Origin of the sequence: Streptomyces sp. NPDC014676, from assembly GCF_043084105.1 — a bacterium.
GTDB lineage: Bacteria > Actinomycetota > Actinomycetes > Streptomycetales > Streptomycetaceae > Streptomyces.
Window position 1 is genome coordinate 168045 of sequence record NZ_JBIBZI010000014.1, and the last position, 14603, is coordinate 182647.

Annotated in this window: 15 protein-coding genes; 13 read left to right on the forward strand and 2 right to left on the reverse strand. The window is 72.4% G+C overall.

Annotated elements, in window-relative coordinates; all coding sequences use genetic code 11:
* Window positions 1-3 precede the first annotated feature (3 nt).
* From ACF1DX_RS31270 to ACF1DX_RS31290, 5 genes are all read left to right on the forward strand, one after another.
* Window positions 4-462 (forward strand): acyl-CoA thioesterase, encoded by a 459-nt coding sequence (locus ACF1DX_RS31270; RefSeq protein WP_391794499.1) that lies wholly within the window; start codon window positions 4-6, stop codon window positions 460-462.
* Window positions 459-998 (forward strand): flavin reductase family protein, encoded by a 540-nt coding sequence (locus ACF1DX_RS31275; protein ID WP_391794500.1) that lies wholly within the window; start codon window positions 459-461, stop codon window positions 996-998. The genes ACF1DX_RS31270 and ACF1DX_RS31275 overlap by 4 nt, the downstream gene beginning before the upstream one ends.
* 1 nt (window position 999) lies before the next feature.
* Window positions 1000-2349 (forward strand): cytochrome P450, encoded by a 1350-nt coding sequence (locus ACF1DX_RS31280; protein WP_391794501.1) that lies wholly within the window; start codon window positions 1000-1002, stop codon window positions 2347-2349.
* Window positions 2350-3145: 796 nt separating this feature from the next.
* The gene (locus ACF1DX_RS31285) at window positions 3146-3598 is read left to right on the forward strand and encodes a MarR family transcriptional regulator (protein ID WP_391794502.1); all 453 of its coding nucleotides are present in this window, start codon (window positions 3146-3148) and stop codon (window positions 3596-3598) included.
* The gene (locus ACF1DX_RS31290; RefSeq protein WP_391794503.1) at window positions 3595-3906 is read left to right on the forward strand and encodes a replication initiation protein, RepL2; all 312 of its coding nucleotides are present in this window, start codon (window positions 3595-3597) and stop codon (window positions 3904-3906) included. Before ACF1DX_RS31285 ends, ACF1DX_RS31290 begins: the two co-directional genes overlap by 4 nt.
* A 194-nt stretch (window positions 3907-4100) precedes the next feature.
* Here the strand turns inward: ACF1DX_RS31290 and ACF1DX_RS31295 are convergent, their stop codons facing one another.
* Window positions 4101-4823: a helix-turn-helix transcriptional regulator gene (locus ACF1DX_RS31295; RefSeq protein WP_391794537.1), complete on the reverse strand. Its 723-nt coding sequence runs from the start codon at window positions 4821-4823 to the stop codon at window positions 4101-4103.
* Between the two features lie 88 nt (window positions 4824-4911).
* Entirely contained in the window at window positions 4912-6042 is a 1131-nt protein-coding gene (locus ACF1DX_RS31300; protein WP_391794504.1) for a transcriptional regulator, read from the reverse strand.
* A 281-nt stretch (window positions 6043-6323) separates the two neighbouring features.
* Between ACF1DX_RS31300 and ACF1DX_RS31305 the strand changes: the two genes are divergently transcribed.
* The 8 genes from ACF1DX_RS31305 (at window position 6324) to ACF1DX_RS31340 (ending at window position 14602) form a co-directional block, all read left to right on the forward strand.
* A complete protein-coding gene (locus tag ACF1DX_RS31305) occupies window positions 6324-6911 on the forward strand; it encodes a DUF5987 family protein (protein ID WP_391794505.1) in 588 nt (195 codons plus the stop codon).
* On the forward strand, window positions 6908-8581 hold the full coding sequence (locus ACF1DX_RS31310; RefSeq protein ID WP_391794506.1) for an FAD-dependent oxidoreductase: 1674 nt from the start codon (window positions 6908-6910) through the stop codon (window positions 8579-8581). The genes ACF1DX_RS31305 and ACF1DX_RS31310 overlap by 4 nt, the downstream gene beginning before the upstream one ends.
* 108 nt (window positions 8582-8689) lie before the next feature.
* Window positions 8690-9748 (forward strand): carboxymuconolactone decarboxylase family protein, encoded by a 1059-nt coding sequence (locus tag ACF1DX_RS31315; RefSeq protein ID WP_391794507.1) that lies wholly within the window; start codon window positions 8690-8692, stop codon window positions 9746-9748.
* Window positions 9749-9835: 87 nt separating this feature from the next.
* Window positions 9836-10645 (forward strand): TIGR03084 family metal-binding protein, encoded by an 810-nt coding sequence (locus ACF1DX_RS31320; protein ID WP_391794508.1) that lies wholly within the window; start codon window positions 9836-9838, stop codon window positions 10643-10645.
* A 91-nt stretch (window positions 10646-10736) separates the two neighbouring features.
* A complete protein-coding gene (locus ACF1DX_RS31325) occupies window positions 10737-11627 on the forward strand; it encodes a prephenate dehydrogenase/arogenate dehydrogenase family protein (protein ID WP_391794509.1) in 891 nt (296 codons plus the stop codon).
* Between the two features lie 41 nt (window positions 11628-11668).
* Entirely contained in the window at window positions 11669-11866 is a 198-nt protein-coding gene (locus tag ACF1DX_RS31330; RefSeq protein ID WP_073936186.1) for a DUF6059 family protein, read from the forward strand.
* Between the two features lie 229 nt (window positions 11867-12095).
* Window positions 12096-13340 carry an ATP-grasp domain-containing protein gene (locus ACF1DX_RS31335; protein WP_391794510.1) on the forward strand — a complete coding sequence of 415 codons (1245 nt, stop codon included), beginning with the start codon at window positions 12096-12098 and terminating at the stop codon, window positions 13338-13340.
* Window positions 13337-14602: an ATP-grasp domain-containing protein gene (locus tag ACF1DX_RS31340; protein WP_391794511.1), complete on the forward strand. Its 1266-nt coding sequence runs from the start codon at window positions 13337-13339 to the stop codon at window positions 14600-14602. The genes ACF1DX_RS31335 and ACF1DX_RS31340 overlap by 4 nt, the downstream gene beginning before the upstream one ends.
* Window position 14603 lies beyond the last annotated feature (1 nt).

Here is a 14603-nt window from a genome sequence, read left to right on the forward strand (position 1 = left end):
ACCATGGCGGAAGACTACTTCGAGTACCGGCACACCGTCGGCTTCGAGGAGACCAACCTCGTCGGCAACGTCTACTACGTCAACTACCTGCGCTGGCAGGGGCGTTGCCGGGAGATGTTCCTCCAGGACAAGGCCCCGGAGATCCTGGCGGACCTCCAGGACGACCTCAAGCTGTTCACGCTGAAGGTGGACTGCGAGTTCTTCGCCGAGATCACCGCGTTCGACGAGCTGTCCATCCGGATGCGCCTGACCGAACTGGGCCAGACACAGCTCGAGTTCGGCTTCGACTACATCAAGGTCACCGGCGGCGCCGAGGTCCTGGTGGCCCGCGGCCGCCAGCGCATCGCCTGCATGCGCGGCCCCAACACCAACACGGTGCCCTCCCTCATCCCGGAGGCCCTGGCCCGCGCGCTGCAGCCGTACGGCGCGCGGCCCGCCTCCCTGACGGGACGGACCGCATGAGCACCCTGACCGCCGCGCCGCCGTGGACCGCCTCCGCGGGCGACGCCACCCGGCTGCGGCGGGCCTTCGGGGCGTTCGCCACCGGGGTGACCGTGGTGACGGTCGGCGGCGCCTCCCCGCGGGGCATGACCGCCAACTCGTTCACCTCCGTCTCCCTCGACCCGGCGCTCGTCCTGCTGTGCGTCGGCAGGGACGCCGGCATGTACCGGAGCCTCGCCGAGGCCGACACGTTCGCCGTGTCGGTACTGGCCGCGGACCAGGAGGACGTGGCCCGGTACTTCGCCAGCCGCTCGCGGCCCGCCGGCGCGCGGCAGTTCGACGCCGTCGGCTGGCTGCCGGGACACCGGAGCTCCGCCCCCCTGATCGCGGGGGCGGCGGCCCACTTCGAGTGCGCGAGCTGGCGGACGTACGACGGCGGCGACCACGCGGTCTTCCTGGGCCGCGTACTCGCCCTGGACCAGGCGCCGGAGCGCGAGCCGCTGGTGTTCCACGGGGGTCGCTTCCGGCAGCTCTCCGACCGGGCGCCGGAGGTGTGACATGAGCGTGCACCCCCCGGGCCCGCCGGTGTGGGCCCTGCCCGGACTGCTGCGCAAGCTCGCCGTGGACCGGCTCGGCATGATGGAGGACGCCGCCCGGCTGTCCGACGCCGTGCGGGTCGCCATGGGGCCGAAGAAGATGTACATCTTCAACCGGCCCGACTACGCCAAACACGTCCTGGCCGACAACGCCGCCAACTACCACAAGGGCATCGGCCTGGTGGAGTCCCGCAAGATCCTCGGGGACGGGCTGCTCACCAGCGAGGGCGAGCTGTGGCGCGCCCAGCGCACCAACGTCCAGCCCGCGTTCCGGCCCCGCCGCATCGCCGAACAGGCGGGAGCGGTCGCCGAGGAGGCGGCCGCGCTGGTCGCCCTGCTGCGCACCCGGGCCGGACAGGGACCCGTCGACGTGCTCAAGGAGCTCACCGGGCTGACCCTCGGCGTGCTGGGCCGCACCCTCATGGACACGTCCCTGGACGGCCACGGCGGCATCGCCCACGCCTTCGAGGCGGTCCAGGACCAGGCGATGTTCGACATGGTGACGCAAGGACTGGTGCCGACCTGGGTGCCGCTGGCCACCCAGCGGCGGTTCCGCAGGGCCCGCCGGGACCTGACCCGGACCGTCGACGCACTGGTCGCCGACCGCGCCTCCCGGCTGGACGAGGCCGCTCCCGGTGACGACGCGTTCGCCCGGATGATCCTGGCCGCGCGCCGGCACGACGACCCCGCCGTGGGCCGCCGGCTGCTGCGCGAGGAGCTCGTCACCCTGCTCCTGGCCGGGCACGAGACCACGGCGAGCACCCTGGGCTGGACCCTGCTCCTGCTGGCGCGCCACCCGCACGTGCGCGACCTGCTGCGGGACGAGGCCCGCGCCGTCCTGGCCGACGGCCGCCCGCCGGACGCCGACGACCTGCACAAGCTGACGTACACCACCCAGGTGATCCAGGAGGCCATGCGCCTGTACCCGCCGGTGTGGATTTTGCCGCGCATCGCGCAGCAGGCCGACGAGGTGGGCGGCTTCCCGGTCCCGGCCGGGGCCGACGTCCTGGTCTGCCCCTACACCCTGCACCGCCACCCGGACCTGTGGGACGACCCCGAACGGTTCGACCCGGGCCGCTTCGACGCGGCGCGGACCGCCAACCGCCCCCGGTACGCCTACATCCCCTTCGGCGCGGGACCCCGGTTCTGCGTGGGCAGCGGCCTCGGGATGATGGAGGCCGTCTTCGTCACCGCGCTGGTCACCCGGGACCTGGACCTGGACGTCGTACCGGGACACCGGGGCGTGCCGGAACCGATGATGTCGCTGCGGATGCGCGGCGGACTGCCGATGACGGTCCGCGAGGCCGGCTGACGCACACGGGGAGGGGCGGGCGCTCTGCCGTACCGCCCCGGGCTCCGTACACCGCCGGGCGCGGCTCTCCTCGCTCACGGGTCGGTACGCCGTCGGCCCCTGGGGGCCTCCGGTGCACCGACGGGGGCCGCGGGTGCCTGCGCGACTGCGGGTCGTCGACGATTTCCACGCATGCGTGGCTGAGGCCGGCGCGGGCTGATGGAGGCATACGTGGCGGGTGGTTCGTCGGCCGCGGCCGCGTCGTGGCGTGCTTTCGCGGGCTGAGGACGGGGGAGGGGACCGGGTTCTTCGTCGGCGGGTTGGAAGTGGGCTCCGCTGTCAACGCTTCATGGAGAGGTGCTGAGCGGTGCCTCGCGCGACCGCTTGCGGGAACACGGTGCGAGGGCGGGAGCCGCCGTAGGGACAGCCTGTGTTGCTGTAAGAGAGGGCGCGCGGCGGAAGAACGCTCTGACCTGCGAAGATGCCCTTCCGCATACGGATCTGACGATCTGGCAGCCGGTTCTGAGGATCGTGCACCCCGTTCCTGGGATCAGGGCAGGCAGTTCCAGGGACCGTTGTACCCGTATCCCAGGAACTGTGACCACGTCCGCAGGATCTGACCAGATTGACGTCACGTTCATGAGTAGGCACCGTTTCTCCTGCGGCGACTCCCGTCCGCAGATCGATTCCTGGTGGAGCGACACGCTCTGGAAGCGCACTACATGAACTTCACGCTCATGTACGTTAAGTTCATCTGGTCGGCCTGAGGGCCGTCGCTCATCGACGTCGAGGCGATGTCCGACCACGGGAGGGTCTGTTGGGGGCAGTACGCAGACTGGTCGACGCCGACACTGGCGAGGCGATCCCCTATGCGCCCTATGCCTTCTCGGGCGAGCACATCCAGGTGGACAAGGCCAGAGTCGAAGCGATCACCGAAAGCAAGGAATTCACCCCGAGCCAGAAGTACATGGTGCTGTGGTGGATCGGCGTCTCCCCTCAAGGCATGGCACCACTGAGGGCGACCGGCGCGGACATCGCCAAGAAGGTGGGGATGACCGCCGATGCCGTCGGCAGGATCAACCGGAAGCTGCTCAAACAGCGCATCCTGATCGAGCGCGGACGCATCGGCAACTACAGGCTCTACCGGATCAGCCCGTACATCGCCTTCCACGGGACCGGCATCGAACAACGGGAAGCGATCAGGACATGCAACCCGCCGGACATCCCAGGTTTCAACAACACGACTCCTTCGCTGTGGGAGGCCCAGTGAACAACGACGACAAGCACAGGCTTCTGGACGTCCTGCACCGCACAGCGGGCATGACCGCCAACCAACGCCTGGTCATCATGCTCTACGCGATGCACCCCACCGACCGCGCCGGTGCCGTCGTCGAAACCGGTGCCAAGCTCGCCGAGCTCGTCGGCATGTCCCCGACCGTCTTCTCCCGCACCCGGCGCCAGGTCGTGGAGGCCGGATGGCTCGAGGAGTCCGAGCGGCTCGCCCACATCAGCTATTACCGGCTCAGCGCGAAGAGCACCGGCGAGGACGTCGTCGTCCCCCTGCGCCGCGCGACCTGAACGGCTCCGAGACGGGAACTCATGTACGTGAGGTCAATGAGCAACGATGCCAGGACCGGTACTCATTGACCTCACGTACATGAGGAATCGATACCTCCGGAAGCCGACGCCTCCCGGTCGCCCCTCGGTCGCCCCTCGGTGTCCGGTGGCGGGGTGCGACGGCGTGATCCCGGGGAGGGCGGGCCCCGTGTGTGTCAGCCGGCGGCCTGTTCCAGGGCGTTGGACCGCAGGTCGAGCAGGGCCATCAGCACGGGCGGGTCCAGTTCCCCGACCGGGCGCAGCGTGATCTCGGCGGGCAGCAGCAGGGTGTCCGTGTGCGCGGTGACCGGCCCGTAGCAGCCGACGGAGACGGTGTCCTCGTCCCCGAGGCCCGAGGGGAGGTCCTCGCTGCCGTACGGGACGGAGTGCACGAGCACGTACCAGGTGCCCGCGGGTATGTCGCGCAGCTCGAAGCCGCCGGGTCCGTCCAGGACGGTGCAGCGCACCGGCTGTCCCTGGGGGACCGGTGTGGGGAAGAGGCCGACGAAGCAGTGGCCGGGGGAGCGGCCCTCGGCCAGGGAGATCTGCCCGCGCAGGGTGGTGCGCGGGCCGTCGCCCTCGGGGCCCGCGTCGGAGTCGATGGCCGAGGTGAATCCGCCGAGTTCTCTGAATACGCTCGGAGAAACACCCACACACGCCTTGAAGCGAGAACTGAACGTGCCCACGCTGCTGTATCCGACCTGACTGCTGATGTCGGCCACGCTGAATGTGGTGTCGAGCAGGAGGCGTTTCGCCTCCTGCAGCCGGAGCGCGGAGAGGAAACGCCCCGGGGAGGTCCCCGTCACATCCCGGAAGACCCGGGTGAAGTGGAATTTGCTGAACATCGCGGTGCGCGCCATGTCGTCGATGGTGAGATCCTGGCCCAGATTGGCCTGCATATCGACGATCACCCTGTGGACCGCACGCTCGATCGTGGTGGAGGTCACCGTTTCTCCCTGGTGGTCGAGAATGGCGATACCGCGCCTGTCAGTTCCGGGACGTCGGCGCGGGCCGGACGGGGCCGGCCGGCCCCATGTCGGTCAGCCGGCGGCTGGTCAGGTCCTCGGCGAACCTGCGCCAGGTGTGCGAACACTGCAGAGCCAGTTCGGCCACGGTGGCCGTGCAGTGCGGGGGGACGGCGCCCGCCTGCTGCCGCCACGCCTCGTCCACCACGAAGTGGGTGTGCAGCCAGCGCAGGAAGTGGCGGCCGGACTCGGACTGGCGCAGCGACGGGTCGGCGGCGAGGTTGCGCAGTGTCTCCAGTGGTGTGCGGCTGCGTCCGCCGGTGGCAGGCCGTCCGCCCGCCGTCGGCCGTCCTGCCGCCGGGCGGCCGGGCTCGGCCGGTGCGGGTTCCCGGTCCGCGGGGGCGGCCGGGGCGGCCGGGGCGGCCGGGGCGGCCGGGGCGGCCGGGGCGGAGCCGGCGTCCGCCGGCCGGTCCTCCGGCGCCTTGCCGCGCCGTCGGCTCGGCACCGGGGTCTCCCCGCGCTGGAGACGTCTGCGCACGTCGTGGGCGGTGCCCAGGGACAGGCCGGACTGCTGGGCGACGGCCCGCAGCGGCAGCTCCGGCCGGCTGGTCATGAGTTCCGCGGCCCGCAGCCGCTCCAGCGTGCGGTCCAGCGGGTGCTCCCTGCCGTCGCTGCCCGTCCGGGTGTTCGACCGTGGAGAGTCCACGGTTGAACTGCGCCGTACGGCCGCGACCGTCTTGGGGTCCAGGCCGGTGCAGGTGGCGACGGTCCGGTCGGAGAGGTCCGGGTGGGAGCGCAGGATGCGCTCGGCGGCGGCCTTGCGGTCCGCCGTCGACAGCGGCAGCCCGTGGGCGATGTTCGCGGACACCGAGCGCAGGAAGGCGTCCTTCTCGGGTCCGTCGAAGTAGTGCACCTCGACGGCGTCCTGCCCCTTCAGGGCGGCGGCGGCCACCCGGTGCGAACCGTCGACGATCCGCATCGTCGGCCGGTGGACCAGGATCGGCGGCAGCGAGGCCAGGACGTCGGCCAGGCGCTGCACGTGCAGGGGGTCGACCCCGTTCAGCCGGGGGGAGTCGGCCGGCCGCAGCATCGCGATACGGACCCGCTGGGTGAAGTTCGTCGGCAGTTCCAGAGCCTTGTCCGTGCTTTCCAACCTTGACACCCCCCTGGACCGGTACGAATTGTTCCGGCTCCTCTTCATTCCGGGACGGTGGTCCCGTGTCCGACGGAAGAGGAATACGTCGGCAAGAACGTTAAGCGATCGAACGGCCATTTGTACGGGCCGGCGGTGGCGATGCCTCGACTCCGCCTAGTTCATTCATGCAACTCACCGTTCGCTGAACGCCGCCGGTGTCAGTTGTTTGAAAAGACTCGGCAGCTCTACGTTCTTTTCACACCCCAGGCGAATCCCACCAACGAGACCGGGAGGACGCGTTGCAGACATCGGCAAGAATTCCCGAGCGCAGGGTCGACATCGGGGACGAGGCGACTCTCACCCTCGAGGCCTATGCGGACACCATCGTTCCCGGCGAGAAGCGCGGGCCCGGCGACCGGGCGATAGCCGGCGCCGGCACCGGCGGAGGGGCGGTCGCCGCCGGCGCCCTGGACCTCCTGCGCTGGGACGCGACCGGCGTCGCCGACGGCCTGGAGGACCTGGCCGATCTCGTCAACGGTCACGCCAGGGCCCACGCCGCCGAGACCGGCCTGGAGCTGGACGACACGGTGCCGCCCTTCGTGGCCCTCGACTACGACAACCGGGTGCGGCTGATCCAGACCCTGACCACCCCGGGCCACCCGGAGAAGGACTTCTGGGTCCTGCTCTCCCTGTTCTGCAACATGGCCTTCGACTCCGCCGCCCACCTGCACACCGCGCAGGCCGTCAGGGAAGGCCACCCCGGCCTCACGGCGATGGGCATCACCGCCCCCGACGCCGACGGTCTGTGGCGGTTCGCGGACTTCGGCTACGGCCGCAAGCTGGCCGACCTCCACCCCGACACCACCCCGACCGGGAGCCCGGCATGAGCAACGCGATCGAGAAGACCGACGTCCTGGTCATCGGCAGCGGCTTCGGCGGCGCCATCACCGCCTACCACCTGGCCGCCGGCGGTGCGAAGGTCACCATTTTGGAGCGCGGCCCATGGCTGCGCAGCACGGACTTCGAGCACGACTACAAGCTGGGGTCCTCCTACACACGGGCCTTCGACTTCGTCGTCGGCGACGGGATGAGCGTGCTGGGCGGCAACTGCGTCGGCGGCGGCAGCGTCGTCTACTTCGCGGCCATGCCGCGCGCCCCGCGCTTCGTCTTCGACCGCAAGGGCAGCATCGGCCGCCGGATGTGGCCCGCCGCCCTCAGCCGCGACACCCTCGACCCCTGGTACGACCGGATCGAGGAATCCCTCTCGGTGAGCAAGCAGGAATGGAGCGACGTCAGTTACGCCGGAGGCCTGTGGGCCGCGGCCTGCCACCACGCCGGACGCACCGCCAACCCGCTCGCCGTCGCCATCGACAACTCCAAGTGCGCCAACTGCAACTTCATGATGGCCGGCTGCCGCTTCGAGGCGAAGCAGTCGCTCACCGTCAACTACCTGCCGGCCGCGCTCGCCCACGGGGCCGAGATACGGCCCCTGCACGAGGTGCAGCACCTGACCCGGACCGCGGAGGGGGACTACCGGATCCACTACAACGTCGTCGACGACCAGGACTACCGGGTGCACCACGAGTCCGGCGTCATCGAGGCCAAGATCGTCGTGATGGCGGCCGGCGCCGCGGCCACCCCGGTCATCCTGCAGCGCAGCGAGGCCCACCTCGGGTCGATGCCGCACGCGGTCGGCCGCTACTTCTCCGGCAACGGGGAGCGGCTCAACACGGCCATCCTCGACGAGGACAAGGTCGCCGAACTCCTCGGCCTGTCCCGCGGCGACGGCGCGCTGCCCTACGGCGCCAACGCGATCGGCAGAGGACCGACCGTGGCGAGCTGGGACAAGCTGGACGGCTCGCTGCCCGAGTACTCCCGCTACTCGCTGGAACAGCTCTACTTCCCGCCGGGCCTCGGCACCATCCTCGCCCAGGTGCCCGACGCCACCGGGCCGACCTGGTTCGGCAGGGAGAAGAAGGAGATCCTCAAGAACTGGAAGTCCTGGCTGACGATCTTCTCGATGATCGAGGACGACAACGAGGGCGTCTTCGGCCCGCCGCCGGAGACCGGCAACGCCCTGCGCATCTCCCAGCAGATGCTCGGCCGCGGCAACCTCTCCTACCGGCCCACGAAGAACACCTGGCACGGCTGGAACCAGTCCGACGCGGAAGTGAAGGAGATCCTGGAGAAGGACGGCCTCGCCAAGGTGATGCCGTGGACCAACGACCTGGTCGGCGCCTACACCGTGCACCCCCTCGCCTCCTGCCGGATGGGCGACGACCCCCGCACCTCGGCCCTGGACGACACCAACGAACTGCGCGGCCACTCCGGTGTCTTCGTCACCGACGGGTCCGCGATCCCCGGGGCGCTCACCGTCAACCCGGCGATGACCATCGCCGCCGTCGCCGAACGCGCGGTCCCGCACATCGTGGCGGAGGCCCAGCGCAGGGGAGTGGCCGTGAGCTACGGGGCCCCGGCGCCCACCGGCTACAAGAGCGGCCGGAACGCGGTCCTGCCGCTGCTGCGCGACAAGCCCAGGCAGCCGGCCGGCGTGTGACCGGTACGGGCGGGCGCGCTTCCCGCCGGCCGGTCAGTTGCTTCACAGGACTTTCCCTTCCCCGGTGGGTTGCTTCACGCAACCGGCCCGCGATTCCAGGAGACAGCGGTGCGACCACTCGTGAGAACCATGCTGAAAGGCTCCCTCAAGCAGATCCGGTACGTCACCGCGGTCCCGCGGCACGAGGCGAGGGGCCTGGTGGCCGACGTCTACGACCGGGCCGGCCGGGAGTTCGGCATCCTCGCGCCGCCGCTGGCACTGCACTCCCCGGCGCCCGAGGCGCTCGCCGCCTGCTGGGTCCTGCTGCGCGAGACCCTCCTCGTCGACGGCCGGGCCGGACGGGCCGCGAAGGAGGCCGTCGCCACCGGTGTCTCGCAGGCCAACGAGTGCGCGTACTGCGTCGACGTCCACCAGGCCAAACTGCGGACCCTGACCGGGCCGGACACCGCGCCCCTGGCGGCCGTCACCGACTGGGCCCGCCACCTCACCACCGCCGGCGGCCCGCCGCGGCCCGCGCCCTTCCCCGCCGAGCACGCCCCCGAACTGCTGGCCACCGCCGTCACCTTCCACTACCTCAACCGGATGGTCCGGCTGTTCCTGCCCGACTCGCCCGTGCCCGACGCGGCCCCCAGGGCCGGACGCGGACCGGCGCTGCGGATCGTCGCACGGGCCATGCGCCCGGACACCGGCACCACGGTAACCGCCGGAGCCTCCCTCGGCCTGCTCCCCGCGGCACCGCTGCCCGCCGCGCTCGCCTGGGCCCGGCCCGAGCCGGCCGTCGCCGGGGCCCTGGCCCGCGCCGTCGCCTGCGTCGACGCGTCCGCCGAACACTGGGTCCCCGAGCCCGTACGCGAACTGCTGCACGCCGAACTCGCCGTCAGCGACGGCACGCCGCCCGGCCCGAGCCGCGCCTGGCTCGACCCCCTCACCGACCGGCTCGCCCCCGACCAGCGGCCCGCCGCACGGCTGTCCCTGCTCGTCGCGCTCGCCCCGTACCAGATCACCGACGCGGACGTGACCGCGTTCCGGGCCGGCCGGCCCGGCGACCGCGAGCTCGTCGAGCTCGCCGCCTGGGCGTCCCTGACCGCCGCCGTCCGCGCCGGAAGCCGTTTCGCCGTGCCCCTGCCCGACGCCCGCCCCACCCGCCCCGCACCCGCCGGCGGCTGACCGGCACACGCCCACCACGAGGACATCCCCCGCATTTCCCGCGTCCCCTGCATCCCTTGCACGAACCGACCCCGAAGGAGCCCGGCCATGAGCAGCATCGACGACGTCCTGAAGGACCTGGCGACCGACATCGAGGAGACCGCCCGCCTCGTCGAAGGCCTCGACGAAGCCGCCTGGAACACGCCGACGCCCGCACCCGGCTGGCGCATCGCCGACCAGATCGCCCACCTGACCTTCATCTTCCACCTGGCCGGCACCGCCGCCTCCGACCCCGAGGCGTTCGCCCGGATCGCCGCCGGCGCCTCCCACGACTTCGACGGGGCCGTGGACGCCGCGCTGCGCCAGTTCAACCAGTTCCCGCCGGACCAACTGCTGGCCCGCTTCCGCGCGGCGGGCCGGGCGTCCGTCGACGCGCTGGCCGCCGTCCCGGAGGGCGAGGTGGTGCCCTGGCTGGTCAACCCGCTGCCGCCCGCCGTGCTCGCCTCCGCGGGGATCATGGAGGTCTTCGGCCACGGGCAGGACATCGCGGACGCGCTCGGCGTGCGCCGCGAACCGACCGGACGCCTGCGCCACCTGGTCTTCTTCGCCTTCCTCACCCGTGACTTCGGCTACCTCTCCCGCGGTCTGACCCCGCCCGCCGAGCCGTTCCGCATCGAGGTGACCTCGCCCGCCGGCGAACCGTGGGCCTTCGGACCCGAGGACGCCACCGACCGGATCACCGGCCCGGCCGAGGACTTCTGCCTCCTGGTCACCCGCCGCCGCCACCGCGCCGACCTGGCCCTCGAGGCCGAGGGCGCGGAGGCCGAGCGCTGGCTCGACATCGCCCAGGCCTACCGCGGCCCGGCCGGAGAGGGCCGCCGCCCGGGCCAGTTCGCCGAGCGGGGAGACGAGCGCTGATCCGTACCGCGGGCACCGGCCGCCCGGCCGTCCCCGCGCCCCGCGTCCGTTCCCCACCAGCCGTCCCGCCCGCACCCCACCAGGAGCCGACATGACACCCGCCTTCCTGCGCACCGCCGTCGTCATCGGCTGTGGTGTCACGGGTACCTCGATCGCCCTCGCCCTCGCCGGGGCCGGGGTCGAGGTGGCCCTCGCCGACCAGGACGCGGACGCGGTCGACAGGGCGCGGCGGCTGGGGGCGGGCACGGCGTGGACCCCCGACCGTCCGCCCGCCGACCTCGTCGTCGTCGCCACCCCGCCGTCCGCCGTCGTCGACGTCCTGCACGACGCCCAGGCCCGCGGCCTGGGCCACGTCTGCACCGACACCGCCGGGACCAAGGACATCGTCGCCGCCGAGGCCGAGCTGCGCGGCTGCGACCTCAAGGGCTACGTCCCCGGCCACCCGCTGCCGGCCCAGGGCCCGGCGGCCGGCCCGTCCGCCTCCCGGTTCGCCGGCCGGCCCTGGATCCTGTGCCCGTACGACACCACCCCCCGATGGGCGCTGGCGACGGTCGCCGAACTGGCCGCCCTGTGCGGCGCGGTCCGCCGCGACATGACACCGCAGGAACACGACCTGGCCATGGCCGCCGTCAGCCACCTGCCGTACGTGGTGGCGGCCGTCGTCGCGGGCGGGCTCCTCGACGTCGACCCCGCCCTGCTGCCGCTCGCCGGCGACGAGCTGGCCGGCGTCGTACGGGCCGTCGCCGCCCTCCCCGGAGCCGGCAGCGATCTGCTGGCGCACAACGCGGGCCCGGTCGCCGACCGGCTCGACCAGGTGGCCGGCGCGCTGGCCGCCGCCGCCCGGATGCTGCACCGCGGTGAGGACACCGTGCCCGTCGAACTCGCCCTGCTGCTGGAGCTGGGTGAGCGGGGGCGGGCCGCGCTGGAGGCGGCCGGCGAGCACCGCACGGTCGAGGATGCCCGCCGGCCGGACCGGATGTGACGGTCACCGGGACCCGACGCCGAACGAAGGATGGCCCGCCCGTGACCCGTCCCGTCTTCTTCCTGCACCCCGTCTACGAAGCCCTGTCCGCCTTCGGCTGGCTGTTCATCGGCCCCGTCCCGCTCGCCGAGCGGCGGCCGCCGCTGACCGGCCCCGCGCCCCTGCACCCCGAGCGGCTGTGCCCCGAACGCCCCCTGACGCCCCTGGAGCACGCCCTGGACCGGCAGCTGACGGGCTGAGCGCCCCCGGCCCGGCTCTGCCGTGACGCCCGGCTCCCCCTCGCGGGGAGCCGGGCGCCGTCATGTCCCGGCAAGGCCGTCCCGGCGCTGTTCGACTTGGCGAAGTCGGGTGAACACGCAGGTCACAGCCACACTTCAGAGGCGCCGCACGGGCGAAGATGCCGCTTTCCCCGGCGCGGAAAACGATGAGTGGGCCGTCGCGAGACGTCCTACGAGAACGGAGCCCCGCATGACACACGGCGTGCCGAACAAGCGGTTGCTGATGGTGATGCCCTACAGCCAGTTCGTCCGCAAGGCCGCCCAGGCGGGGTTCGAGGTGTGGGCGATCTGGGACCCGGCCCTGCGCGAGCGGGCCTACCTCGACTCGGTCGCCGAGCACGCCCGCGAACTGCTGCTGACCGACTTCTCCGACGAGGCGGCGCTGCGCGCCCTGATCGCCTCCACCGTCCGGGCCCACGACATCGGCACCGTGCTGCACCTGGGAGCGGAGAGCAGCATGGGCCCGGTCGTCGCCGAGGCGGAGGCGCTCGGGATCTCGCCCAACCCCGCCGCCGCCGTGCACCGCCTCAACGACAAGGGGGCGCTGCGCGCCCTGCTCGGCGAGCACGGGATCTCGCCCGTGCGCAGCGAACTCGTCCTCACCACGGAGGCGGTCGCCGCCGCCGTGTCGCGGCTGCCGCTGCCCGTCGTGGTCAAACCCACCCGGCTGTCCGGAAGCCGCGGCATCGCCCTGATCCGGGACGCCGCCGACCTTGAGGAGTGGACCGGTCGCGTCACCGCCGCGGGACACGCCGGCCCGTATCTGGTGGAGGAGTACCTCCAGGGCCCGGAGTTCAGCGTCGAGACCCTGTCCGCCGGCGGCACGCACCACGTCATCGGCATCACCGCCAAGCGCACCACCGGCGCACCCCTGTTCGTCGAGACCTCCCACATCCACCCGGCCGCCCTCGCCCCCGCCGACGACGCCGCCGTCCGCTCCCTGGTGACCCGGCTGCTCGACGCCGCCGGCCTGGTCTTCGGGCCCGCGCACACGGAGGTGATCCTCACCGGGCACGGTCCGCGCGTCGTGGAGTCCCAGACGCGGCTGGGCGGCGACCGCATCCCCCAGCTCATCGAGACCGCCACCGGGTACGACATCGAGGCCGAGATCTTCCGCACCCTCGCGGGGGCCGACACCGAGCCGCCCACCGCCCTGCACACCGCGTCCGTCGGCTTCTTCCTGCTGCCGCCGGGGCGCCTGGCGGAGGTCCGCGGCCTCGACGCCGTACGGGCCCTGCCCTACGTGCACACCCTGCACTTCCCCCACGCCCCCGGCGACGAACTCCCGCCCACCACGAACTCCGCCACCCGCCACGGCTACGTCGTCGTCGACGCCCAGTCGCCGGCCGAGGCCGAGGAGCGCATCGCCCGCGTGCGTTCCCTGCTCGTCGCCGACGTGCGCGAAGCCACCGCCCCGAAGGGAACCCCGCGTTGAACCCCGCCCCGACCGTGCTGCTGATCGGCGGCGTCGACGCCCACCTGGAGCGCTTCCACGCGCTCGGGGCGAAGACCGTCCTGATCCAGCACCCCGACAAGATCACTCCGTACCAGAACCGCACCGCCCACGCGCTGCTGATGCTGGACTACACCGACTGGGAGACCGTACGGCCCTTCGCCGAGGCCGCCCGCGACGTCTACGGCGCCGACGCGGTGGTCTCCCTCACCGAACCCGGCCTCAACACCGCCGGCCGGCTGGCCGACCTGTTCGGGCTGAGCGACGGCAGGCGCTACGAGGCCAGCCGCCGGATGCGCGACAAGTACCTGATGCGCCGCCACCTCGCCGAGCGCGGCCTGCCCGTCCCCGAGCACGGACTGGTCGAGGACCGCGCCTCCCTGGCCGCCTTCGGCGAGCGGGCCGGCTACCCCTTCATCGTCAAGCCCGTCTCCACGACCGCCGGGTTCGGTCTGCTGCGCGTGGACGGCCCGCAGGACCTCGACTCCGTATGGGCGCGGATCGAGCGGATGCGGGGCGGACGCACCGACCGCGGCTCCACCATGTTCACCGTCGACGGCTTCCTCATGGAGTCCTACATCGACGGCCCCGAGTTCAGCGTCGAGTCGCTCAGCTTCGCCGGCCGCCACGTCGTCGTCGCCGTCACCGAGAAACTCACCGACGACGCCCACTTCGCCGAACTCGGCCACGTCGTGCCCGCCCGGCTCTCCGGCACCGACCGGAGCCGGCTCACCACCGCGGTCCAGGACTTCCTCACCGCGATGGACGTCACCGACGGGCCGAGCCACACCGAGATCCGGCTCTCCGCCCGCGGCCCGATGGTCATCGAGTCCCACAACCGGCTCGGCGGCGGCCACATCCCGGAGCTGGTGCGCGCCGCCTACGGCATCGACCTGATCGCCTACGGGGCCGCCTGGCCGCTGGGACTGACCGAGCCGCTGGCCGCGCCCCCCGAGCCCACCGCGGCCGCCGTCACCCGTTTCGTGCTGCGCGAGCCCGGCACCGTCACCGCCGTCCACGGCGTCGAGGAGGTCGCCGCCCGGCCCGAGGTGCTGCTCGCCCAGGTCTCGGTCCGGCCCGGCGACACCGTACGGGAGCTGCGCGACAACTGGGACCGGCTCGGCAGCGTCGCGGTGACGGCCGCCGACCCCGACAGCGCGGTCCGGCTGTGCGAGCACCTGGTCCGCGAGGAGATCCGCATCGACGTCGCCCCGGCGGTCCAGGAGGGGCTGCGGGCGGCCTGAA